Source organism: Kribbella sp. NPDC050459, assembly GCF_040655315.1.
Taxonomy (GTDB): Bacteria; Actinomycetota; Actinomycetes; order Propionibacteriales; family Kribbellaceae; genus Kribbella.
Map to the genome: position 1 here is coordinate 1 of NZ_JBFAJQ010000015.1, position 23,240 is coordinate 23,240.

Annotated in this window: 19 protein-coding genes; 6 read left to right on the forward strand and 13 right to left on the reverse strand. The window is 66.6% G+C overall.

All coding sequences use genetic code 11. The features are described 5' to 3' along the window. Window positions 1-75 precede the first annotated feature (75 nt). The 7 genes from AB0I12_RS34945 to AB0I12_RS34975 all read right to left on the reverse strand — a co-directional run bounded on the left by AB0I12_RS34945 (window position 76) and on the right by AB0I12_RS34975 (window position 9,231). Window positions 76-534: a hypothetical protein gene (locus AB0I12_RS34945; RefSeq protein ID WP_359938177.1), complete on the reverse strand. Its 459-nt coding sequence runs from the start codon at window positions 532-534 to the stop codon at window positions 76-78. 143 nt (window positions 535-677) lie between these two features. Continuing rightward, on the reverse strand, window positions 678-884 hold the full coding sequence (locus tag AB0I12_RS34950) for a hypothetical protein (RefSeq protein ID WP_359938180.1): 207 nt from the start codon (window positions 882-884) through the stop codon (window positions 678-680). Between the two features lie 1,063 nt (window positions 885-1,947). Continuing rightward, window positions 1,948-4,035 carry a hypothetical protein gene (locus tag AB0I12_RS34955; RefSeq protein WP_359938183.1) on the reverse strand — a complete coding sequence of 696 codons (2,088 nt, stop codon included), beginning with the start codon at window positions 4,033-4,035 and terminating at the stop codon, window positions 1,948-1,950. A gap of 80 nt (window positions 4,036-4,115) precedes the next feature. After that, entirely contained in the window at window positions 4,116-6,761 is a 2,646-nt protein-coding gene (locus AB0I12_RS34960) for an RICIN domain-containing protein (RefSeq protein WP_359938186.1), read from the reverse strand. Between the two features lie 147 nt (window positions 6,762-6,908). Then, entirely contained in the window at window positions 6,909-7,289 is a 381-nt protein-coding gene (locus tag AB0I12_RS34965) for a hypothetical protein (RefSeq protein ID WP_359938189.1), read from the reverse strand. 404 nt (window positions 7,290-7,693) lie between these two features. Beyond that, complete coding sequence (locus AB0I12_RS34970) at window positions 7,694-8,224, reverse strand: SigE family RNA polymerase sigma factor (RefSeq protein WP_359938192.1); 531 nt, start codon at window positions 8,222-8,224, stop codon at window positions 7,694-7,696. A gap of 59 nt (window positions 8,225-8,283) precedes the next feature. Next, window positions 8,284-9,231, reverse strand: coding sequence for an expansin EXLX1 family cellulose-binding protein (locus tag AB0I12_RS34975; protein WP_359938195.1), 948 nt, complete (start codon window positions 9,229-9,231; stop codon window positions 8,284-8,286). A gap of 180 nt (window positions 9,232-9,411) precedes the next feature. On the opposite strand from AB0I12_RS34975, the gene AB0I12_RS34980 reads away from it, so the two are divergent. After that, complete coding sequence (locus tag AB0I12_RS34980) at window positions 9,412-10,356, forward strand: glycoside hydrolase family 43 protein (protein ID WP_359938198.1); 945 nt, start codon at window positions 9,412-9,414, stop codon at window positions 10,354-10,356. 24 nt (window positions 10,357-10,380) lie between these two features. Here the strand turns inward: AB0I12_RS34980 and AB0I12_RS34985 are convergent, their stop codons facing one another. The 5 genes from AB0I12_RS34985 to AB0I12_RS35005 all read right to left on the reverse strand — a co-directional run bounded on the left by AB0I12_RS34985 (window position 10,381) and on the right by AB0I12_RS35005 (window position 15,787). Continuing rightward, the gene (locus AB0I12_RS34985) at window positions 10,381-11,481 is read right to left on the reverse strand and encodes a LacI family DNA-binding transcriptional regulator (protein WP_359938201.1); all 1,101 of its coding nucleotides are present in this window, start codon (window positions 11,479-11,481) and stop codon (window positions 10,381-10,383) included. A 42-nt stretch (window positions 11,482-11,523) separates the two neighbouring features. Beyond that, window positions 11,524-12,531, reverse strand: a complete 1,008-nt coding sequence (locus AB0I12_RS34990) for a hydroxyacid dehydrogenase (RefSeq protein ID WP_359938204.1) — start codon at window positions 12,529-12,531, stop codon at window positions 11,524-11,526. A gap of 64 nt (window positions 12,532-12,595) precedes the next feature. Next, the gene (locus AB0I12_RS34995; protein ID WP_359938207.1) at window positions 12,596-13,492 is read right to left on the reverse strand and encodes a carbohydrate ABC transporter permease; all 897 of its coding nucleotides are present in this window, start codon (window positions 13,490-13,492) and stop codon (window positions 12,596-12,598) included. After that, window positions 13,489-14,454, reverse strand: coding sequence for a sugar ABC transporter permease (locus AB0I12_RS35000; RefSeq protein ID WP_359938210.1), 966 nt, complete (start codon window positions 14,452-14,454; stop codon window positions 13,489-13,491). The genes AB0I12_RS34995 and AB0I12_RS35000 overlap by 4 nt, the downstream gene beginning before the upstream one ends. 28 nt (window positions 14,455-14,482) lie before the next feature. Continuing rightward, window positions 14,483-15,787: an extracellular solute-binding protein gene (locus tag AB0I12_RS35005; RefSeq protein ID WP_359938213.1), complete on the reverse strand. Its 1,305-nt coding sequence runs from the start codon at window positions 15,785-15,787 to the stop codon at window positions 14,483-14,485. Between the two features lie 249 nt (window positions 15,788-16,036). Between AB0I12_RS35005 and AB0I12_RS35010 the strand changes: the two genes are divergently transcribed. The 3 genes from AB0I12_RS35010 to AB0I12_RS35020 all read left to right on the forward strand — a co-directional run bounded on the left by AB0I12_RS35010 (window position 16,037) and on the right by AB0I12_RS35020 (window position 20,072). Then, entirely contained in the window at window positions 16,037-19,480 is a 3,444-nt protein-coding gene (locus AB0I12_RS35010; RefSeq protein WP_359938216.1) for a putative Ig domain-containing protein, read from the forward strand. A 117-nt stretch (window positions 19,481-19,597) separates the two neighbouring features. Continuing rightward, on the forward strand, window positions 19,598-19,918 hold the full coding sequence (locus tag AB0I12_RS35015) for a hypothetical protein (RefSeq protein WP_359938219.1): 321 nt from the start codon (window positions 19,598-19,600) through the stop codon (window positions 19,916-19,918). 4 nt (window positions 19,919-19,922) lie between these two features. Next, window positions 19,923-20,072, forward strand: a complete 150-nt coding sequence (locus AB0I12_RS35020; protein ID WP_359938222.1) for a hypothetical protein — start codon at window positions 19,923-19,925, stop codon at window positions 20,070-20,072. Here AB0I12_RS35020 and AB0I12_RS35025 read toward each other — a convergent pair. Beyond that, window positions 20,034-20,471: a MerR family transcriptional regulator gene (locus AB0I12_RS35025; protein WP_359938225.1), complete on the reverse strand. Its 438-nt coding sequence runs from the start codon at window positions 20,469-20,471 to the stop codon at window positions 20,034-20,036. The two genes, AB0I12_RS35020 and AB0I12_RS35025, sit on opposite strands and share 39 nt — an antisense overlap. Window positions 20,472-20,602: 131 nt before the next feature. Here AB0I12_RS35025 and AB0I12_RS35030 point away from each other — a divergent pair, with 131 nt between their 5' ends. Continuing rightward, window positions 20,603-21,310, forward strand: coding sequence for an SDR family oxidoreductase (locus AB0I12_RS35030; RefSeq protein ID WP_359938228.1), 708 nt, complete (start codon window positions 20,603-20,605; stop codon window positions 21,308-21,310). A gap of 737 nt (window positions 21,311-22,047) precedes the next feature. Then, entirely contained in the window at window positions 22,048-23,187 is a 1,140-nt protein-coding gene (gene chvE / locus AB0I12_RS35035; RefSeq protein WP_359938231.1) for a multiple monosaccharide ABC transporter substrate-binding protein, read from the forward strand. Window positions 23,188-23,240: the final 53 nt, after the last annotated feature.

Below are 23,240 nucleotides of genomic sequence, written 5' to 3' on the forward strand. Positions count from 1 at the left end.
TCACCGCCCACAACTCATCAGAAATCACACCCGAACGCAGCACCGAACAAGCATCAACCACCCAACCCCGACGATTTAGCAGACACGCCCTAGTCCGATGAACGCGTAGAAGACGCCGGTTCCGCGCGCATTCGCGGACCAGGTGGATCGTGCCGGGCGTGGAAAGGTTCGCCCGCCGGTCTCGTCTGCCGCCGCAAAGATGCGGCGCCGTCCGATGATCACGGCAAGCACAGAGGCCACGGTGATCCCCGGAGCCCACCAGCCGGCGTAGTCCTCGATCATCGATCCCCCCTTGCCCCGGATGATCGCCGAGACTGCTCCTAGGAGGATTGCTGTAGCGACTATCAGGACGAACCACGAGATCAACAGCGCGATTGGCATCGCGACTATCCGCCGGAACGCCGCCGCGACTTGTTCGTTGTGCGTCGACCTGCGAATGGCGGTCATGACATCTCCGAACGACACCTTCGCCAACTCCGCCTCCACCGTTATGCCAAAACCTGTCGATCTGACGCAGAGATCCTGTCCGCTCACGCGGCCAGACGATCCTCGCATGGGCTCGGAGGATGTGGAGAGGATTCGACCTCGGTTCCGCCGACGCCGTGGGCGAGTTGTGCGAGCTGCGCGATGGCTGTCCGGCTGGTGTGACTTGGTCACCTGCGGGCAATCGGTGGTGCTCAGTGGGAGCACAGGCTGGCGCCGTTGGTGTGGTAGGTGAGAGTGCCGAAGTCGGAGGAGAGGGTCGCGGACACCCAGGCGGTGCTCGACGAGTTCGCAAGGCGGACCGTACGGGTCCAGGCGCTGGTCCCGCCGGTGCCGGTGTAGACGTAGTTGGAGGCGCCGGCGGAGCGGCCCTCGGAGGACACGAACTGCTCGACGGTCACGTGCCTCGAGTACCTGCCACCCCACAACACGACGCGGGCCCAGTTACCGAAGCAGCCCGAGGACCAGCGGAGCTGCAGTTCGCCGATCTGCTTGCCTGCAGTGGAGCCGCAGGAGCCGTAGATGGGTGCGGTCTTGACGGTGATGTTATTCGAGCAGGTGGCGGGGTCGCCGTCGCCGCCCCAGTCGGAGGCGTGCGCCGCAGAGCTGGGGTGGTTGCCGGCCAGTCTGGCGGCGATCGGCGACAGCGTAGCGGACGCTTCGCGAAGCAGCTCCCGCAGCGCCGCGATGTTCGTGAGCCCTTCGGCCTTGAGGGTCAGTGGCAGGATCCGGCTGCGCGCAGAGCCTCACGCCAGATATCTGTCGATGCAGTGCCCGCGGGCGAGGCTGTTACGTCGCAGTTGCCGCAGCGCGTTGTCCGCACGCCTAGACCGTCGCTCCGCGCCCCGTGCGAGGTGCTTGTACGACGAGTCGCTCAGGTCTCTGGGCTGTCTGAAAGGTTTGGTCTGCCGCGAACTGTCGCTTTGGTGCCCGTCGCATCAAGACTCACCGTTTTACTCACTGGAATGAACGACAGATGTTGGGTGACAGCACCGTACTGTGGGAACTCTCCGTTGGAGAGTGACCAGGTCAACGCCAACTCTTGCCCATCGACACGAACCGACGAGAAGTCCGGCCCGGTAAAGCGGTGGTTAGGGGTTCGAGTCCCCTCACCGGCTCTCTGACCTGGACATATAACCCGGAAGTGACGAACTTCCGGGGCCCAACTCACTCTTTACTCATACTTTTGCCTCCGGGGACCGCCGAGATCTGCCGTTACATCTCAGGCCCGGCCGAAGCTTCGCGATCCTTCTCATGGATGTGCCTGAGCGCGTCCTCCAGGTGCTGCGCGGCGCCGGGGTTCCGGCGTCGGCGTGCGTTGCGGAGTGCTTTCTGAACGTTGTGGGTGTCTCGGAACCCACCCTTGCTGTCCGGGAAGATCGGCGCATCCAGCGGAGTGCCCGGTGTCCATCTGGCCAGCACGCTGTACGCGGTACCGAAATGACGTGTCGTGCCGGATTGTCCTCAAGAGGTACGACGTCGGCGGCGGAGGACGATCAGGATGAGGGCGAGGAGGGCGACGGCCGCGGCCGCGAGGGTGGCCGAGAGGCGGAGGGAGGAGCCGTTGGCCGCAGTCGTGGTGGTAGCCGGGGGCGCGGTGGGCTGGTTGAGAGATGCCTTCGCCTTGACGCGTTTCAGCGTGACGTCGTTGCCGTCGCCGCCCTTGTAGGTGAGTTGGTAGCCCGTGACCCGGGTGCCTTCGGGGAGGTTGGTGAAGGCGCCGGTGATCGGGTCGGTGCCGTCGTTGGCGATCAGCAGGGTTTCGTTGGTGAGCTTGGTTCGCGGGGTGACGTCGAGCTGTCCGGCCAGCGATACCCGGCCGAACACGCGGACCGGCGTACCGTCCGCTCGGGTGGACAGTCGACCGTCGGGAGTCTGCTCGAAATCGCCCTTGACGGTGAATGCCCCGCCGGCGGTGCCGACATTGACCAGCCGGCTGCCCTGGAAGGTGCCGAAGAGCTTGGACTGACGGCTCAAGGTGAGTACCGCGCGATCGCCGTACCGGACTGTGGAGCCGGAGGCCTGGCTGAGGTTTCGGAGGGTCTGGTTGCCCGCCTTGGTAAGGTCCAGCATGGCGCCGGACTTGGTGAGCGTAACGGCGCTGCTGGCCGCCAGGCTGCCGCCGGTGAGCGCCAGAACTCCGCGCGAGATCGTGGTGGTGCCGGTGTAGGTCAGTGTCCCGGCGAGGCGAGTCGTCGCCGCGCCGGCCTGGGTCAGTGAACCGGTCCCGCTGATCTTCGACAGCGTGATCGCCTTGTCGGCGTTGCGAACCACCAGCGAACCCTCGTTGACGACCCGGAACAACGCGGCCTTCGTCAACAGGCTGCCGTCACCTCCGGGCCGTCCGCTTCCGAGGCGAAGCGTCGCACCCTTTTCGATCGTCGTCGAGCCGTCGTAGTACTGGTCGGCGGCGAACGTCACATCGTTGCCACGGACCCCCTTGATCACGACGTCACCGGCGCCGGGCGATTTCAGTGTGTCGTGAAACACGCCGCCACCGATCGGGGCGCCGAGCGTGACCGGCCCGTCGTAGGCGAAGGTGAGTTTGGAGCGGGATCGCGCGGCCAGCAGGTTGATGTAGACGGTGTCCGCGGTGCCGGGCATGAAGATGTTGTTCGTGCTGCCGTCACCCCACTGCACGTTGGCGCCCTTGATGTTGGTGCCGCGCTTGTTCAGGTTGTGCGGGATCTTCCGCCAGTTGATCGCGGGGTCGCTCAGTGACGGGTTGCTGTCGCCGCCACGGTCGGAGTAGCTGTACTGGCCGGTCAGGATCACTTTGCTGCCGGGGCGGGTCTGGACGTTGATGTCGCTGCCGTACTCGCGTTGGTAGAAGTTCTGCCGAATGGTGACGGTCTGGTCCAGCGGGGTGTCGATCGTCCAGGTGCCTTGGTTGAGGATGGCGCGGGCGTTCGGCAGCGCGACCGTGGTCTCCGGTTTGCCGGCGGACGCCTGGGTACCGTTGTCGATCACGCCCGAGAACGGGTTGGTACCTGCCAGATCGAGGGTGCCCCAGAGGAACCGTGGCTGGCTGATCAGCCCGGAGCCGCTGATCGTGCCGAGGTTGAAGGACCGGGTCAGCGCCAACCGCAGGGTGCCGTTCACCTCGATGTTGTCCTGGTTGAGCTGGTAGCCGGGCGTGCCGTACGGGAATCTGCCGATCAGCCCGGTGCCGCCGCCGTTGCCGTACTGCAGGGTCGCACCCTGGTCCACGACGATCGCCGGCGGGTCGGGGCGCGTGACCACGACGTACGGATGGTTGCCGCCGAGGATCCGGACCACCTGCCGTTGCCTTGCCTTGGGCAACGAGAAGTCGCTGTCCTTGGTGAGGATCAAGGTGCCGCTGCCCGCGATCCGCAGCGTTCCTTCGCCGCCGATCACCCCGTCGTACGTCGTGGTGCCGGCGGGCGTGTTCACCACCGCGTCACCTGTCAAGGTGACGTTTCGGTTCGCCAGGATGTCGGGCGTGATGTCGCCCTTCCCGGCCGCGACCGCCGGCACCGGGCACAGCCCCACAACGACGAGCACCACCAAAGCCCCGATCAGGCGTCCCACATCGTCCTCCTCGAATCCGGCGCCCACCCTAGTGAGCTCCGGGTCAGCCTGCTGGCCGACCCGGAGCTCACGGGGAGGGGTCAGGACGGGTCGCCGTACAGCAGACCGCGTCCGTTGGTGCCGATGTAGACGCGGCCGTAGGCGTCGGGGTCACCGGTGATGACGCCAGGTCCGCCGATGCTGCCCCACTGGTGCGCGTCGTCGTTGATGCGGACCCAGGTGGCGCCCTTGTCGGTGGAGCGGAAGACTCCGGTGACGTTCTGGACAGTGCCGATCAGGTACAGGGCCTGGTACGTCGTGCCTGGCGCGGCCTTGCCGAAGCCGAGGGCGGAGTCGGCGGACTGCACCGAGACGAGCGCGGTGAAGCTGCGGCCCCCGTCGGTGGAGTGCAGCAGGCCCCTGCCGCCGCCGGAGATCCACAGGTCTCCTGCGACGCCGGGAACGGCAGTGAGCCGGCCGGCAGGCAGTTTGCCTGCGCGGGCGGTGAAGGTTGCGCCGCCATCGGTGCTGGCGTAGAGCGTGCCACCCGTGAGTGAGTAGAAGGTGCTGGCCGAGGAGCGGTCGGCGACAACCACGGCGTCAGTGCCCAGGCCGCTGACCTTCGACCAGCTCGCTCCCTTGTCTGTCGAGCGGTACGGCGTTTGGCCGGCCTCGGTCCATACGATGGTGGAGCCGTCCGCCGCGAGCGCGACACGGCCGCTGTTCGCGTTGCCCACCGGCTCTGCCGTGAAGCCGTTCCAGCTGCTGCCGCCGTCGGTGGAGTAGGCGCCGTCCTGCGCGCCGCCAGTGCCGACGCGGACCATCACCGCGGGGGCCGACTGGGCGAAATCGATGTCGGTGCTGCTGCTCATCAGCGGGTTCTTCAGCCGTCCGGCGGGCACCTCGGTCAGGGAGTCGTGGCGGAAGCCGCCTTGGTCGCCCATGGAGGTGATGACGGTGGCGCCGCCGGGAGGGGCGATCGTGTCCGCCAGCGAGGTCTCTTCCAGCCCCCGGGCGCCGGCGATCCAGTGGCTGGTCCCGCCGCTGTCGGAGGCGGTCGCGTCCTTGCTGCGCCAGATACCGTTGCCGGTGCCGTACAGCACATGCCCGGAGTCGAAAGGATCGATGGCCAGCGCGGTCATCCAGTGCCCGATGCCGGTACCGATGTACGGAGCGGCGGAGGCGTCCCGCACCGACTTGTCGGCCAGCGCCTGCCAGGTTGTACCGCCGTCGGTGGTCCGGTAGACCTCGTCCTGCGGCCACCAGCGGTCGAGGGTGGTGACCATCACCGTGGACGGCTTCTGCGGGTCGACGGCCAGACCGGAGAACCCGTAATTGCCCTGGGACGGGGAGATGTTCTTCCATACGCCGCCGGACGGCGTGTACTTCCACACCGAGCCCGCGGTCACGTCGTTGGGGCCGATGTCGTTGCTGTACGTCAGGTACAGCGAGCCGTCACCGGAGACCACACCGTGCTGCGGCATCTGGCCAGTCGGCCGGCCGGAAACGGCCTGCCAGCTGTTGCCGCCGTCGGTGGAGCGGTACAGGGAGGTGGACTTGTCGTTGACCCCGACGTAGACCGTGTTGCTGCCGGCCGCGCCGTACGTCACGAAGGAGATGCCCGCGCCGCTGCCCGCTCCATCCTTGACGGGGAACGAGGAAACCTGACTCCAGGTGACGCCGTAGTCGGTGCTGCGCCACAGGCCGTTCTTGCGGGTGCCCAGCAGCAGGGTGCCGTGGTTCGCGGGGTCGATCACGAGCCGTTCACCCGCCCCGCGGCCGGGCTCGTTGCTGCCCAGCTTGAAGGGCAGATTGGTGCGTTGGAAGCTGCGGCCCCGGTCGGTGGAGCGCAGGATCGCGCCGTTTCCGGCCCAGTCGTTGGTGTAGGTGCCGGCCGCGAGGTAGAGCCGGTCGGGGTCGACGGGGTCGGTGGCCACCGCATCGATGCCCAGCAGGTTCCAGTCCTGCTCGCCGGCCCAGTCGGTCAGCGGGATCCACTGCTCGGCCGCGGTGTCCCAGCGGTAGGCCCCGCCCATGTCGGTGCGCGCGTACAGCAGGCCCTTCTCGCGCGAGTTGAACACCAGCCCGGTGACGTAACCGCCGCCCACGACCTGGGCGTTCTTCCACACGTACGGTCCGGCCGCGGCCGTCGTCGGAGTGCTGCCGGGCCCGGACGGCTGGATCTCGGCCAGCTTCACCAGCTTCCACTGCTGGTTGGTGCTGCCCCTGCTGGGATACTGGATGATCGGCGCACCCGCTGCCGTGGAGCCGCCGGAGACGTCCAGGACCTGGCCGCTCCTGCGGGAGGTGAAAGTGACGACGTCGGAACCGCTCACCTCGTCGATCCGCCACTCCTGGGAAGTGGACGAGCTGTCGGTCTGCTGCTCGGCGGCGGCCGCCTGGGAGGCCGAACTGCCCGCTATGCCAAGCACTTTGCCGCTGTTGCGGTTCACCAGCTCGTAGTAGCCGTCGCCCGTGGGTCTCAACTTCCACTGCTGGTTGGCGGTATTCTGGTCGGTCCACTGCTGGATGCGGGCGCCGTCGGCGGTGGAGAAGCCGTTGACGTCCATCACCTTGCCACTGCGTACGGAAAACAGCCGGTAGTAGGCGTTGCCGTCGATCGTCGCGGCCTGCGAGTCCGACTGAGCGAACAGGAGGCACGGTACGACGATGGCGGGCACGCCGAGCAGCACGCCGGCGGCGGTCCAGCGGCCGCGGTGACGCCCGCGGCGCGTGGGGTTGTCCATGGGGGGATGTACTCCTTGCGTGTCATTCACCGGAGGAAGACGGATCCAGGCAGCGGGGCGGCCTGATCTGCCCCCTAGTGGTCACAGACACGGCAAAGGTTGCCGCCGGCCAGGATCTTTTTCGCTTCCGGCGGTGCGGGACCGTCCTCACCGGGTGGGGGCGAACCCTCCCCAGACGGCGAAGGAACGGCCTGAGCTCTGTGCGTGGACGTGGTAGCCGTCGCGCTTGACCTCGCGGACGCCGGTGGCGTGGTTGTACTGGACGGCGAACTCATGCTGTCCGGCCGGGACCGTGCGGCCCGGCTTGAGGACCCAGCGGTAGAGCAGCTCACCGCCGGACTCCTGAACGGTGACGGTGAAGTCGTCATTCGGCAGGGTCTGCCAGTTGCCGGTGCTTCGCACGCCGCCGGTCTGGGCGATGCGCACTTCCACGCTGAGTGAGGTGAGCGAGTTGATGGTCTGGAGCGTCAGGTTGCTCTGGGCCCAGTAGATGCTGCTGTGCACGTCCAGCGAGCCTTCGGACCACAACGGCCCGTCCTTGACCTGGCTGTCGGCTGGCGGAGTCGGGTGCGCGGTGCCCGACGTGGTGGCGGGGGCCCGACCGGTAGTGGTGGTGTGGGTTGATGGCGTCGGAGCTGACGTGACGGTCGGGGACGGGACTGTCCGGGACGGGACTGTGTGAGTGGGGGCGGTGGCTGGCGGCGTCGGAGTTCCGCCCATGGCGGCGACAGCGACGGCGATACCACCGGTCGCCACAGTGGCGGCGGTGATCAGACCGACGATTGCCGCCCGGGGCCATGACCTCGCGATCGAAGGTGTGCGGTGCCGGACGCTGGGGTCGGCCGCGCCGCGCTCCACGCGCGCCAGAATCCTTGCGCGGTTGGGCTCGTGAGCCTCGGCGGCCTCTCGCAGCCGTCGGCTGATCTCCTCGTTCACCGGTTCCTCCTTCCTGCCGCCAGTTCGCCGACCGCTTCCGCGCCGAGTAACGACTCCAGTTCGGCCATTCCCTTCGAGGTCTGGCTTTTCACCGTACCGACCGAGATGCCCAGCGCAGCGGCGGTTTCCTTCTCCGACAGGTCGAAGGCATGGCGCAGGACCACGCAGGCCCGCTTGCGGAACGGCAGCCGGTTGAGCGCAGCCCGGACGTCTACCACACCCGCAACGTCCGGCCCGTCCACCGGCTCCGTACCGCGGGACCAGAACAGCGCTACCCGCCGCCGCTCGCGGACCCTGCTCCGGATCCATTCCCGTGCCAGATTGGCCACCACGCCGCGGGCGTAAGCGACCGGATGTTGCGCTGCCCGCAGCCGGTCCCAGCGATGCCACAGAGCGGCCAGCGCATCGGCGGCGAGGTCGTCGGCCACCTCCTTCTCGCCGGTCAGGAGGTGGGCGAGACGCGCCAGTTCGGCGTAGTGGCGTTCGAAGAAGTCGTGGAACTCCGCGGACGCGTCGTCGACCAGCATCTCCCGCGGTTACCCTCTCCTTGCAATGTTCGCGTTAACAATCAGGCCGAGCGTAACGGTCAATGCCGGGCGAACTGGACTCGGGTCGGCTGCGCGATGTCCGGTTCGAGGGCGATCCCGTTGATGGTCACCCGCTCACCGTAGATATCGGTGATCCTGATCGCTGTCCCGCATCCGTTGCCCTCGGGTGCGAGGAAGTAGTTGTAGTCGGTGCGGTGCAGCTTTCGCCAGCCTTCGGCGGTCCGGACCTCGAGCACGGCCACCGGGTTGCGGTGGCCGATCACCTGGATGCCGCACCACCACTGACTGGACCCGGTCTTGTACCGGATCGAGAGAGTGCCGGACGCGGCGGGGCTGAGCAGCGTCCAGGTCATCGGGAGCCTGCCCACGGAGAGGTTGGCGAGTCTGGCGAACGCCTGTTGGCTGAGGTCGAGTTGCCCGGGTGCGCAGGGCAAGGGGCACTCGTTGACAATCCGCACCGTGACGGAAGCCCCATTGGCGGCGCGGACCAGCACGTAGGCTCCGCATGCCTTGGCCGACTCATAATCCGTGTGGTTCATCGCCGCGATCATGAGGTCGCCGGACGGGCCGTAGAGGCAGGCACCATTCCCGTCACCCGCCTCGTAGGCGGTCGCGACGCCCCGGTAACGAATGCCGGGCTTGATCCGCCCGGCCAGAGGCGCTGTCGACGCCGCGGATTCGGGGTGCGGGGTGCTGGAAGGCGAGCGCGGGCTGTTGGCAGGCGTGCGCGGCCTGCGGGCGGCCGACGGCGTCGGTGCCATCGTGGCGAGGGCCGCTGCGGTCGGTGAGCCGGAATCGGGCGGGACGCTCGCCGGGGCATCCACAACGGACTCTTTGGCCGTACGCCGGGTATCAGCGCCGCCATCGATGAGGAGCGCCGCGGCCAAGCAGACCACAACGCCGACGGACACCAGAGCCACTGGAATGCCGATAACCCGCCACCGCTGGCGCAACGGCTCCGCCGCGCCATGCCTCGTTGTCCTCATGTCCATCCGTTCGGTAGATCCGGCCCACGTTCCACACCCCAGTTGCCGCCGAACCCCAAAAGGTTGCCAGCCGTATGAGCAGGGGTGCAGGTACTACCGGTCAGATGGCAGCGGCGGCGATGGGGGACCGGCTGGTGAAACGTGGGACCGCCGGGCCGGCGGATCGCCTAGGGTCGGTACATGCCCGAGTACGCTGGCTATCTGTACGCGCACTTCAAGCGCGAGTCCGTCGATGGTGAGCAGATCTATTTCGCCCTCAGCGAGGGTAACGACCCGCTGCGGTTCACGGATCTCAACGCTGGCAAGCCCGTGTTGTACTCCACCAGCGGGGAGTGCGGAGTCCGTGACCCGCACATCGTCCGTTCTCCGCAGGGTGATCGGTTCTACCTGGTCGCGACCGACCTGCGGCTCTATACGAGCCACGACTGGGATCGGCATCAGCGATGGGGCAGTCGCTCGATCATGGTCTGGGAGTCGACGGATCTGGTGAGCTGGGGACAGGGGCGACTCGTCGAGGTGGCCCCGCCGGAGGCGGGCAACACGTGGGCGCCGGAGGCGGTCTGGGATCCCGAGCAGGACGCGTACCTCGTGCACTGGTCCTCAACGCTGTACGACGACGCCGACCACGCAGGCGAGAGCTACAACCGGATCATGTACGCGACCACCCGCGACTTCCGCGAGTTCTCGGCGCCGCGGGTGTGGATCGACCGCGGGTGGCAGACGATCGACACGACGGTCATCGAGCAAGCGGGCGTCTACTACCGCTTCCTCAAGGACGAGCGCAGCCGCGGCGGCGACGCACCGCACGGCAAGTCCGTCTTCTCCGAGACCGCGACGTCGCTCACGGCCGCCGAGTGGAAGCCGTTGGCCGAGGGCATCGGCCTCGGTGCGATCAGCCAGGGTGAGGGACCGTCGGTGTACAAGTCGAACACCGAGGCGAAGTGGTACCTGTGGATCGACGAGTTCCGGCCGGATCGCCGGTACGTCCCGTTCGAAACCACCGACCTGGCCGGCGGCGCCTGGGTGCCCTCGACGGGTCACCGGCTGCCGGAGCACCCTTGTCACGGAGTCGTCCTACCGGTCACCGCCGAGGAGTACGACCGCCTCAGCACCACCTGGCCCTGAGCAGCGTCGCATCGTGCTGCCCTGTCACGACATGGGCGAGCGGGGGCTCCGGGAACGTGTTCTGCTCGGCTTGGGAGGGGGACCGGCGGAGTCGCGGATGACGACGTGGGTGCCGATGATCGTGTGCTGATTCATGGCGTACCGGTCGCGGTTGAGGGCGTGGCGTACGGCGGTTCGGCCGAGGTCCTCGTGGTCCACGTGGACCGTGGTGAGTTGTGGCGTGAGGTCCCTGGCCAGCGGGATGTCGTCGTATCCGACGACGGAAACGTCCTCGGGTACCCGGAGACCGGCTTCTCGCAGCGCGACCAGCACACCGCCGGCCACGACATCGGTCGCGGCGAAGATCGCGGTGAACCTGTGGCCCTGTGCCAGCAGATCGCGAGTCGCTTGGTAGCCGGACTCGCGGTCGAAGGTGATCGCGCGCGTGGGCTGCGCCGGTGTCGGGAGATCGTGTTCCTCGTGAGCGCGCTCGAACCCGCGGAGACGACCGTCGACGGTGCTGTGACCCGGTTGACCGGCGCGAAGGAAGACGATGTCGCGGTGGCCGAGGGAGATGAGGTAACTGGTGACGGCGTAGGCCCCGCCTTCGTTGTCGTACTCGACCACCGTGGCCGGCACGTCCGGGCCTAGCGGCGCGCGGCCGCAGAGCACGAGGCGGGAGCCGGACTTGTCCAGCGCCCGGGCGGTCTGAGTCATCCGCTCGATGTAGCTCCTGCTGTTGCTTCCGCCGCCGACCAGGACCACAGCTTCGGCCTGTTGCTCGCGCATGAGCTCGACGAGCTCGAGTTCACGTTCGGGGTCGCCGTGGGTTGTGCAGACCAGGCAGAGCCGGCCTTCGGCGGTTGCTTGCTGCTCGACGCCTTGACCGACGTACGCGAACGCGGGGCCGACCAGGTCGTGGACGATGAAGGCCACGGTCTTCGTGCCGCCGCCGCCCAGAGCTCGCGCCTGGGCGTTGATGACGTAGTCCAGTTCGCGCACGGCCTTCATGACTCGCGCGCGAGTCGCGGTCGAGACGGGATAGTTGCCGGCGAGCACCCGGGACACCGTGGTGGCGGACACGCCCGACGAAGCGGCGACGTCCTTGACGGTCGGACGGTCACCCGAGGTCGGTTGTCGTGCCACCGCGGCCCCCTTCTTCGAATGCTGGAATGGGTCAACGATAGGTCAGGCGACCCGGTCCAGATCGGTTGCCACGATGGCGTGGGCGAATGGGCGGCCGTCGAGGACGCGTTCGAGTTCGTCGATGATGCAGTCACCCATGCGGGCGAGTTCGTTGCCGTGTGAGCCCGCGATGTGCGGTGTCAGGAACGTGTTCGGGAGGTTCCAGAGCTCCGAGTCGGCCTGCAGCGGCTCAGGATCTGTCACGTCAAGTACGGCGTACAGGCGTCCGGCCTCGAGGTGTTCGATCAGCGCGTGGGTGTCGACGAGGCTGCCGCGCGCGGTGTTGATCAGGGTCGCTCCGTCCCGCATCAGTGCGAGTTGCGCGGCCCCGACGAGTCGGTCGGTTCGCGGGTTCGCGGGGGCGTGCACGGTGACGATGTCGCAGGTACGCAGCAACGTGTCCAGATCGACGAGCCGCACGCCGAGTTCGGCCGCGGCGCCGGCGTCGACGTACGGATCGAAGAGGTACACCTCGATGTCGAACGGGCGGAGAAGTTCGATGACGCGACGGCCGATCCGCGAGGCGCCGATCACTCCGACCCTGCGGCCGTAGTTACCCACTCCCGTCTGCACTTCGGCCAAGGTGAAATGTCTGTCGGAGTGGTAGCGGTCGCGCAGTCTGAAGACGTCCTTGCCCGCGAAGAGGATCGCCGCGAGCGTGTACTCGGCGACAGGTACGGCGTTGGCCGAGGCGGCCGAGGTGACGGCCAGGCCACGCTCCCAGCATTCCGCGGTGAGGAGCGTCTTGACCGAGCCTGCGGTGTGCAGGATCGCCCGCAGCCGTGGCGCCGCGTCGAGGACCGCGGTGGTGATCGGTGGGCATCCCCATCCGGTGATCAGGTACTCGGTCGAGGCCAGGGCGGCTTGGACGTCATCGGTGTCGAACCGCTCGGCGACGACCGTCTCGTCGACCCGGACGAGTCGCTGAAGGCGGTGCATCGAGCGTGGTGGGTACAGCTCGGGCAGATGGTGCGCACCGAGGGCGAAAAGTGCCGCGGGGCGATCAACCACGGCTCCTCCGTTCTAAGGATAGAAATCGTTACCTGTTCTACGTGGGTGGGTCTTCGGAGGAGCGTTATTTCAGGCTGCCCAGGGTGATACCGGAGCGCCAGTACCGCTGCATGGCCAGCATCAGGGCGACGATCGGGATCAGCGAGACGATCGCTCCGACGATGACCAGTCCGGTCAGGTCGACGGACTGGTCCACCTTGATGTTCAGCCAGGAGTAGAGGCCGAGCATGACGGTCCATTTCTGTTCGCCGCGGAGGAAGACCAGAGGTCCGAAGAACGAGTTCCAGGAGCCGACGAACCCGAGCAGGAAGATGGTCGCCGAGCCGGTGGTCATCAGCCGCGCTCCGATGGTCAGGAAGGCGCGGTACTCGCCGGCGCCGTCCACGCGGGCGGCCTCGAGCAGTTCCGGCGGGACGGCGCCTTCTGCGTAGACCTTCGCCAGGTAGACCGAGAACGCGCTGAAGAAGTGCGGCACGATGATCGCCCAGGGGGTGTCGACGATGTGCATCCGGGTGTACAGCAGGAACGACGGGATGGTCAGCAGCGCGCCAGGGATCAGGAAGGACGCGATGATGCAACTCATCAGGATGCCGCGGCCGCGGAACTGGTACATGGCCAGCGCGTATCCGCAGGCGACGCAGATGACGGTCATGCCGACCGTTCCGACGACGCCGTAGAGGAGGGTGTTCGCCATCCAGCGCAAGAAGATGCTGTCGTTGTAGGTGAAGAGGTCCCGGACGTTGTCGAAGAGGTGGAAGTCCGCGAACCAGAGGCCGTTGGTGGTGTAGAGGTCACGCTGGTTCTTCGTCGCGGAGACGATGAGGAACCACACCGGGGCGATGGAGTAGACGAGGAAGAGGATGAGGCCTGTCCAGACCAGGACCCTGGACAGCTTCGACGGATGGTGGCCGGCCGGCAGGTCGTCGTCGTACCGACGGCCGGCGGTAGCAGTGGTTGTCATGCGGGAGCCTTGTTGGTGAGTTTGTAGAAGATCGCCGAGATCAGGCCGACGACGAGTGCGAGGACGATGGACAGGGCCGCTGCGTAGTTGAAGTCGCCGACGGCGAAGGCCTGGTTGTAGATGGTCATGATCGGGGTGAAGTCCTTGTTCACGGTCTCCGGTGTCATCGAGCGGAACAGCAACGGCTCACTGAAGATCTGCAGGGTCCCGATGATGCCGAGAATGCTGACCAGTACCAGGGAGCGGCGTACGTACGGCACTTTGATCGACCAGGCGATGCGCCACTCGGACGCGCCGTCGACCCGGGCGCTGTCGAAGATGTCGCGGGGCACCGCCTGCAGGGCGCCGTACACGATCAGCATGTTGAAGCCGATGCTGCCCCACGCCATCAGGTTGCCGACCGAGACCCAGATCATCTCGCTGCTGTAGAAGTTCGCGTCGATCCCGAACAGCTTGAAGAACGGTGTGAGCGGGCCGACGTCGGGGCTGTAGAGGTAGATCCAGATCAGCGTCGCGACAATGCCCGGGCTCATGTAGGGCACGAGCATCGCGATCCGGAGCTTTCCGGCCGCGCGTCTGCGGACCGAGTCGAGCAGCAGCGCCAGAGTCAGGCTGGTGAGCTGGATCAGCGGGATGACCACGATCGCGAACAATGCGACCCGCCACAGGCTGCCCCAGAACTTCGCGTCGTGCAGTGCGCGGCCGAAGTTCTCGAGGCCGCTGAACGTGACGGTTTTGTCGCCGAAGCCGAGGCCGGAGCTCTTCGAGCTGTAGAGGCTCTTGCTCAGCGCCATCATCACCGGGACGACCGTGAAGACGACGAAACCGGCGAAGAACGGCGCTGTGAACGACGCGCCTTTGAGAGCGACGGTGCGGCGCCAGCGGCCGCGGGAGACACGGACGTCCCCGGCCCGCTGGGCGGGCGGCTCGGTCAGCGGTTTCGGCTTCAGATCCAGGGACATCCGTCCTCCTCGTGCTCGGTCGTCGTGCTCAGTTGGTGACGCTGATGCCCTTGGCCTTCAGGTCGTCGACGGTGAACTTCTGCATGTTCTCGAGGAGTTGGCCGAAGGTGATCTTCTTGGTGACCGCCTGTGCCCACTGGTCCTGCAGTTCCTTGAAGACGCCGGTGTAGTTGGGTCCGACCAGCCAGTTGTCCACACCGGACTCGGAGGCCTTGCTGATCACGGCCTTGGCCTGTGAGCGGTGGCTGCCGAACAGCTTCTGCGGAACGGCGGCGTCGATCCACGGCGACGGATCGGGCATCGCACCCGGCCAGGCGTAGGACCCGGTGGCCTTGTCGTAGGTGGCGTCGATGCCGTCCTTGCTGGTGTTCATCCAGATGCCTACCTCGGTCGCCTCCTTGGGGTGCTGGCATCCCTTCGGGACGAGCATCGCGTTGCCGTGCGCGGGGGTCGCGAACTTGGTGGCGCCGGCGAACTGCGGCAGGTCGATCGGCTCCCAGTTGCCGATGGTCTTCTTGAAGTGGAGTTCGTAATTGGTCAGCTGCCACGTGGAGGTCGGCAGCGAGACCATCTTGCCCTCGTCGAAGTACGCGATCAGGGCGGGCCGGTCCTGGTAGGTCTGGTTGGCGACGAGACCGTTGTCCACCAGTTGCTGGAGAATGTTGGCGGCGGCAACGGACTCGCGCGACAGGAAGTCGACCTTCCAGGAGTCGTTCTGCACCGAGTACCAGGTCCCGCCGGCCTGGGTGATGAGGTTGACCAGTGTGCTCGGGTCTTCTCCGGCCAGGTTCATCACCTGGACGCCGTGCGGCTTGAGTGCCTTGCCGGCGGCGATCACCTCGTCCCAAGTCTTCGGCACCGGTACGCCGTACTTGTCGTAGACGGCGCGGTTGATCACCATGAACGTCGGCCCGGTACCGGTCGGGATGCCGTAGTACTTGCCCTGGACCTGTGCTCCCACCAGTGACGCAGGCTTGAACTTGCTCTCCGCGGGCTTCATGTAGTCGGTCACATCGGAGAGCAGGCCCTCCGACAGTAGAGCCGGTACGTCTCCGAAGTTCTGCATCAGGCAGGGGATCTTGCTGCCGGCCGCGGCAGCGTTGCGCAGACCGGTCGCGGTGGTGGGAAGGTCCGCTTGCTTGACGAACTTGACCTTGATGTCGGTGTGGGTGGCGTTGAACTTGTCCACCACCGGCTGCGCCGGGGCCCAGGCCCAGTACTCGATCTCGACCGGGCCGGAGGCGGGGTTCGTGTCGCTGCTGCAGGCGACCGTGGCGGCGGCCAGGCAGAGGGCGAGGCCGCTCAGCGTGACGCGACGACGGGTTCTGGGCATGCGAGATCTCCAGGGGTTAGAAGTTCTGCGAAGTGGCGGCGAGTCGTCATAGTTAACGATTTCTATGGACCGTAGGAGCAGAATGTGCCTAGCGTCAAGACCTTGCGGGGTTGCTGTCTGGTCTGGAGAGTGCATAGCGTAGAAACCGTTAACTATGACCGGTGCGCGACCACTACCTGCTGCGCGGCGGTTCTGCTCGTCACCGAACTCCTCCCGTGACCCACCGCCTCAGGGAAGAAGGTGCTCTTCGTGAGTCCACATCCGCCTGCCTCAGGCACTGCCCGACGATTGCCTGCGTTCGCCGCGGCACTCCTGCTCATCACCGGACTTCTGGCCACTGCAGCAGCCCGGCCGGCCGCCGCCAGCGATCTCGGTACCTGTGCGGTCACGTTCCAGTCCACCGTCAGCGAGCAGGGTTTCGTCCATCCCGGCGTCGGCCTGACCGAACCGCTCCTGGAGAACACCCGCCGGCAGATCGGCGCAGGCGCCGAACCCTGGACCTCGTCGTTCCATGCCATGCAGAAGTCGTCAGCGGCCGGGACCAGCGTGACGTCGTCCAACCGGAGCAGTGCCGATCCGACCAAGCCCGCGTCCGACGCATTCGACAGCCAAGGCTTCAACGGCCGCTTCATCGCCGATGGTCTGAAGTCCTATACACAGGCTGTGCTGTACGTGCTCACCGGTGAGGAGGTCTACCGCAAGAACGCGCTCGACATCATCCGCATCTGGGAGCAGATGGACCCGGCGAAGTACAAGTACTTCACCGACTCGCACATCCATACCGGCGTCCCACTGAACCGGATGGTCTCCGCCGCCGAGCTGCTGCGCTACACCTCGTGCGCCGACGAGGCTTACCCCTGGACCGACGCCGACACGCAGGCATTCACCGACAACCTGGTTGTCCCGGTCGTCGAGACCTTCCAGAACGACAACAACCACTTCATGAACCAGCACAGCTACCCGCTCATGGGCGCGATGGCCGGGGCGATCTTCATGAACGACACCGACCTCTACAAGCGATCGGTGGAATGGTTCACCGTCAACGCCACCGCGAAAGACCAGGGCTTCAACGGCTCGATCGCGCGGCTGTTCCGCTGGGTCGACCGCAACGACAAGACCGGCAAGCCGATCAAGGACCCGCATGTCCAGCACACCGAGATGGGTCGCGACCAGGCCCACGGCGGCGGCGACCTCACGAATGCCGCAATCATCTCCCGCATGCTTCTGGCCCAGGGGACCAAGGTCGATCCCGCCGCCGGCACTGTCTCCGCCGCCGCGAACGCAGTCGGGCCCTATGAGTTCCTCAACAACCGGATCCTCGCTGCTGCCGACCACTTCTGGCGATTCATGCTCGGCTACGACACCCCGTGGACTCCGATGGCCTACGCGATCTCGCCTGACGGCACGATCCGCGACACCTACAACCACATCGCCGACGGCTATCGCGGCCGGTACGTCACCGCGAGCTTCTGGGAGATCTATTACTACTACAGGTTCACGCTCGGCAAGGACGTCCAGGCGATCGCTCCCTACTTCGCCGAGGCCTACGCCAAACGCCCCGGACCGTTGTATTCCCGCGGCGGTGTGGTCGGCAACTACTGGGACGGCGTCGACGGCGGCGGTGACTCGTGGCTGTTCGCGCCCGCCGCGGCGGCCGGGGAGTCGACCCGGCCGCTGGGTGCCAACCCCAACATCTACGAGGTCGACGACCGCTACACGCACTTGGCAGGGACAGTCGACACCGGCGACGGCTACCTGCGCATGACCAACGGAGCGAAGATCGCCTACCTCAACGGCGCGACCAACCGCCCGAAGCTCGGGTTCCTCGTCCGCACCGAAGGCGACGCCGTGATGCACCTGCACACCGCCAGAAACGGCCGCAGCATGAGGACCGACTACCCCGTGATCGTGCCGGACACCGGCGGCCGATGGCGCTACATCACGACCGACGGACCCATGGACGACATCCTGTTCATCGAGGTCGAGGGCGCGACCGTCGACATCGATCACATCAACATCAACGCCGCAGCCGAACTCACCGGTCCGGTGTTCGCCGAGAACGCGGCTGATCGGATCGTCGGTTGGCTCGGCGCGGAGGTCAGCGCCAACCTCGCGGCGACCGCCGCGGATGGTACGACCTACACCGCGACCGGGCTCCCCAAGGGGGCCGCGGTCGACCCCACCACCGGCACCCTCACCTGGAAGCCGGCCCGGGCCGGCTCCTGGACGGTCACCGTCGCCGCGGACGACGGCACCAACATGGCCGCCCACCGAGTCACCCTGACCGCAGCCGACGACCGCTCGAGCGCCCTGGCACGCGCGAAAGACGGGTACGAGAACCAGATCGTGTACGAGTCGACGACCGCAGCCGCTTACCGCAACGCCGCCGGAGCAGCCGACGACCTGCGCAAGAGCGGATCCGACGCCGAGTACCTGGCCGCGCTGGCGCAAGTAGTCGCGGCCGTCGACGGACTGCGGCCGCTGTCGCCGAAGACCGCCCTGGACGGCAGCCTCGACTACCCGGGGCTCGTCGCCTCCTCCACTACGGGCGATCGCATCGTCAACATGGTCGACGGCGATGAACAGACCGGCACCGTATACCCGCAGGCCGTCAACCTGTCGCATACCTTCGACTTCGGCCCCGACTTCAGAGTCTCCGCCACCAAGTTCGGCTTCCAGAGCAACATCTTCGCCGATCGACTCGCCAACTCGGCTGTCTTCGGCTCCAACGACGGCATCACCTGGATCCGCCTCACGCCCGGAGCAACGGCGTTCACTCAGGACTACAACACCCTGGACGTCGCCAAGGATCTCCAGGACGACCAGTTCCGATACCTCAAGGTCCAGATGATCAAACAGTTGCCGGACGTCCTTTACGGGATCGTGCGAGGTGTGTTCGAGCTGACCGAGTTCCACATCTACGGCGAACGGCACGAGATCGGCAACCTGGTGAAGTCGACCTCGATCACCTCCGCACAGGCCATCGCGGGCAAGATCATGACGGGCGACACCGTCGACGTATCGGTCACCGCGAAGAAGCCGCTCCAACAGGTCACCGTCACCGTCCAAGGCCTGTCGGCGAAGGCGAACTCGGCGGACGGCATCAACTGGACCGCCGCAATCAAACTCGACAACGTGTCACCGGGCAACATCCAGGTCGCGGTCGACTACCTCGACACCGACGGCAAGGGCGGACCGACCATGTACGGAACCACCGACGGATCGAAGCTCTACATCGCCGGCGACCCCGCACACTTCATCGACGTGGCCAAGATGGCTACCGTCACCGCGTCCGACAAACAGTGGCCGGGCAGCGGACTGAGTGCCGACGAAGTCGGTTACCTGCTCTTCGACCGCAACGCCGACACCTACAGCGACCTGAACAGCGGAACAGGCGCGTACTACGTGCTCGACTTCGGCGCGCACACAACCGTCCACCCGGAGGAAGTGCTGTTCCTTCCGCGGGCCAGCCATCCGCAGCGGGCAAACGGCACTGTCGTGCAGGGATCGAACGACGGTCAGGCCTGGACCGACCTCAGCAAGCCTCTGACCGGAGCAGTCGCGAACACCTGGAGCGAGCAGCAGGCCTCCGGCGAGAACCACTACCGGTATCTGCGCATCTACAACGCCACGAACTGGTTCGGCAACTTGTCCGAGGTCGAGCTCTACGGCGACGGCAAGTCCGAGGCCTGACGCGGACCGAGCCCCGGCAGGCATCGCGTCGTGAGCGGAAGCACTGCGAGCGATCAGCCGGTCGGGGCCTCGAGGCCCAGTGCGGCGAGTAGTTCGTTCGGGCGATCGAGGGGGACGATGTGGCCGCAGTCCGCGATCAGGTGGCCGCGCCGGTTCGGCTCGGTAGTCGCGCTGGCGGCACCGCGCGACACCTTGTCGTTCTGGTCCCAGGCGGCCGGGTTCGGACTGGACGGGCCGGTGACCTCGACGGTGATCGGCGAGGTCCTGGACTACTTCAAGGCGGCCGGCTGTACGACGGCCAAGCTGAACATCGCGCCAAGTCTCCTCCCACCGGACTGGGACGAGATCGCGATGTCGTGCGGAATCACCACCGGCCCGACCGACATCCAGGTCGTGCGCCGCGCCGGGCCTGACGGCGTACGCCGCCTGGGACGGTGACACGATGGTCGGCACCGCCTCGCTGCACGTCGTCGACGGCGTCGGCCGGCTGCGCAGCGGCGCGACCCGGCCGGAGTACCGGGGGCGGGGCACCCAGTCCGCGCTGCTCACCCGGTCAGATGGCGGGGGCCCGCTCCGGGATGGGTGCAGCTGAGTCCATGGCGTGGTACGGCGCCCAGGCCGGCTCCCGGAGGGCGGGGCAGTGTTCGGGGGTGGGGTGGATGGCGATGTCGATCATGCGGTCGAGTGCGTCTCGCGCGGCGGCAAGGTCCGTCATCGCGGTGGTGATGCGGTTGCGTTCGGCTGCCATGAGTTCGAAGGCCTCGGGTGATGCGTGGCCGGTCTCGATGCAGGGCATGAGTTGCACGATGGTCCGGCTGGGCAGGCCGGCGGTGAAGAGCTGCTGAATCAGCCGGACACGCTCAACAGCCGCCTGGGGGTAAGTCCGTTGGCCGCTGGGGGTGCGCTCCGAGGTGAGTAGTTCCTGCTCCTCGTAGTACCGCAGTGCTCTGGTGCTGACCCCGGCTCGACGTGCGAGCTCGCCGATGCGCATCGGCGTCCTCCCTCTGACTCTTCTCGCGTCCTGATCTGGATTTGACCTTGACGTCAACGTGAGGTTTTAGCGTAGCCGGTGCCGGGTGCTGCCCAGCGAACCGAGAGACCTACACAAGAAGCAGGGAAGATATGAACCTCACCGACCAGATCGCCCTCGTGACGGGAGCCAACCGCGGCATCGGGCGTCACTTCGTCCTCGAACTGCTCGAACGCGGGGCGAGCAAGGTGTACGCGACCGCTCGCCGTCCCGAGACGCTCGACTTCGACGATTCCCGGGTGGTGCCGCTGCGACTCGACCTGCTCGACCACGAGACCGTCGACGCGGCCGCGGCCGCCGCAAGGGATGTCAGCCTGCTCGTCAACAACGCCGGCATCACGACCGGCGCCACCCTCGTCACCGGCGACCTCGCCGAGATCCGTCGTGAGCTGGACACGCACTTCTGGGGCACGCTCGACGTGATCCGCGCGTTCAGTCCGGTCCTCGCCGCCAACGGCGGAGGTGCGATCGTAAACATCCTCTCGGCCCTGTCGTGGTTCGCCTACCCGGGTGCCGGAGCGTACGCGGCCGCCAAGGCCGCGGAGTGGAACATGACCAACGGCGTACGCCTCGAGCTCGCCGCTCAGGGCACCCTCGTCCAGGGAGTCCTGCTCGGTGCCGCGGACACGGACATGATGGCCGGGTACGACGGGCCGAAGATCGATCCGCGGGAGGTGCCACGTCGCTCGCTCGACGGCCTGGCGGCGGATTCGATCGAGGTCGTCGTCGACGACTGGACGGCAATGGTGAAGGCCGCACTCGCCGGCGACCCGGCCCTGTTCTACGCACAGCTCACCTAACTGCTCGGGTGCTCGGTCTCGGCAGGCGCAGGGCTGAACAGACATGTCGACGCCGGTTTCAATAGCTGCGCTGCGGTGCGAGCCTCTGATGCTCGCGCCGCACGGGGTGTGGACGTGCTCTGGTGGCTGGGGTTGCTGCGAGTTGGGCGGTTGCTGTCCATACCTGCTGGGCGAGGTGCTCGTCGTACGAGATTGGTGATGAGTGGGTCTTGGTGAAGCGGTCGTAATAGCCGGTTGGTGGCTCCGCGCTCGACTGCGAGCTCGACGACCGGCTCGGCGCCTTTGCGGGCCGGTAGGGCGAAGGCGGAGATCGCCGCGACCGTCCACCACAGCCCGAGAACATCATGCAGTTTTACGGAGCCGAGAATCGCGCCCCTGACCTTCCTGCCCATCCCAGGTCTTCGCGACGAAGGGGCATGCGGCGGCCCGGTGAGTATCTTTCAGTTGTTAACGTGTCCATCGACAGTTGAGGACGTGAAACGGTTCTCCTGATGGCGGTCGCAGGGGCCCGGTTGCCATCAACTCCCCGATGGTGCCGTTGGCGGGAATCCCTGTCAGGTAAGGGTTTTCCTCGATGGATCGACCACGGTCCGGCCGGTTGTTGTTACCGAACCGTGACGCCAAGATGTCCTGTCGATGACTTGACCGATCAGATTGTTAGCGCCAACATGTGAGCGCTAACAGCGCGGTTCGGGGGCCCGCTACGTGGGGACACCAATGCCGAAAGGGAAGAGTCTGTGAAGAAGAGGTTTGTCGCCGCTCTGAGTGGCGCCCTGCTTGTGCTCGGCCTCGCGGCGTGCGGGGGACAAGGAGCCGGCGGGACGACCGACACCGCCAGCCAGCAGCCCAAGGATCTGACCATCGGCGTGTCGATGCCGACGCAGACGTCGGAGCGCTGGATCGCCGACGGCAAGGCGGTGAAGGAGAAGCTCGAGGCGAAGGGATACAAGGTCGATCTGCAGTATGCGAACGACGACATCCCGACCCAGTCGCAGCAGGTCGACCAGATGATCACCCGGGGCGCGAACGTGCTGATCATCGCCGCGATCGACGGCACCGCGCTCAGCAGCCAGTTGCAGGCGGCGGCCGACAAGAAGATCCCGGTAGTCGCCTACGACCGGTTGATCCGCGGCAGCCAGAACGTGAACTTCTACGTCAGCTTCGACAACTACAAGGTCGGCGTCGCCCAGGCCAAGGCGCTCCTGCGGGGGCTCGGCCTGGAGAACAAGGACGGCTCGAAGGGCGCCAAGACCGGGCCGTTCAACATCGAGCTCTTCGCCGGCTCGCTGGACGACAACAACACCCACTTCTTCTTCAACGGCGCCATGGACACCCTGAAGCCGTACCTCGACGGCGGCCAACTGGTCGTCAAGTCGAAGCAGACCAAGATGGAGCAGGTCGCGATTCTGCGGTGGCAGCAGGAGGCTGCGCAGAAGCGAATGGACGACCTCCTCACCTCCAGCTACAACGACGGCAGCAAGGTCGACGGCGTGCTCTCGCCGTACGACGGCATCTCGCGCGGCATCATCACCGCGTTGCAGAACGTGGGCTACGGCACGGCGGCCAAGCCGATGCCGGTGATCAGTGGCCAGGATGCGGAGATCGCGTCGGTCAAGCTCATCAACACCGGTGTCCAGAGCTCCACGATCTTCAAGGACACCCGGCTCCTGGCCGACCAGGCCGTCAACGCGTCGGTGGCGTTCCTGGAGAAGAAGGAGCCGGAGGCCAACGACACCAAGTCGTACGACAACGGTGTGAAGGTCGTCCCGGCGTACCTGCTGCCGATCCAGACCGTCTTCAAGGGCGACATCCAGAAGGAACTCGTCGACTCCGGCTACTACACGGCCGCCGAGGTGGCCGCCGGTCAGGCCAAGTGACGGACGGCCGGGCCCGGCGACACGTTCAGCCGGGCCCGGCCGCTCGACTTCCA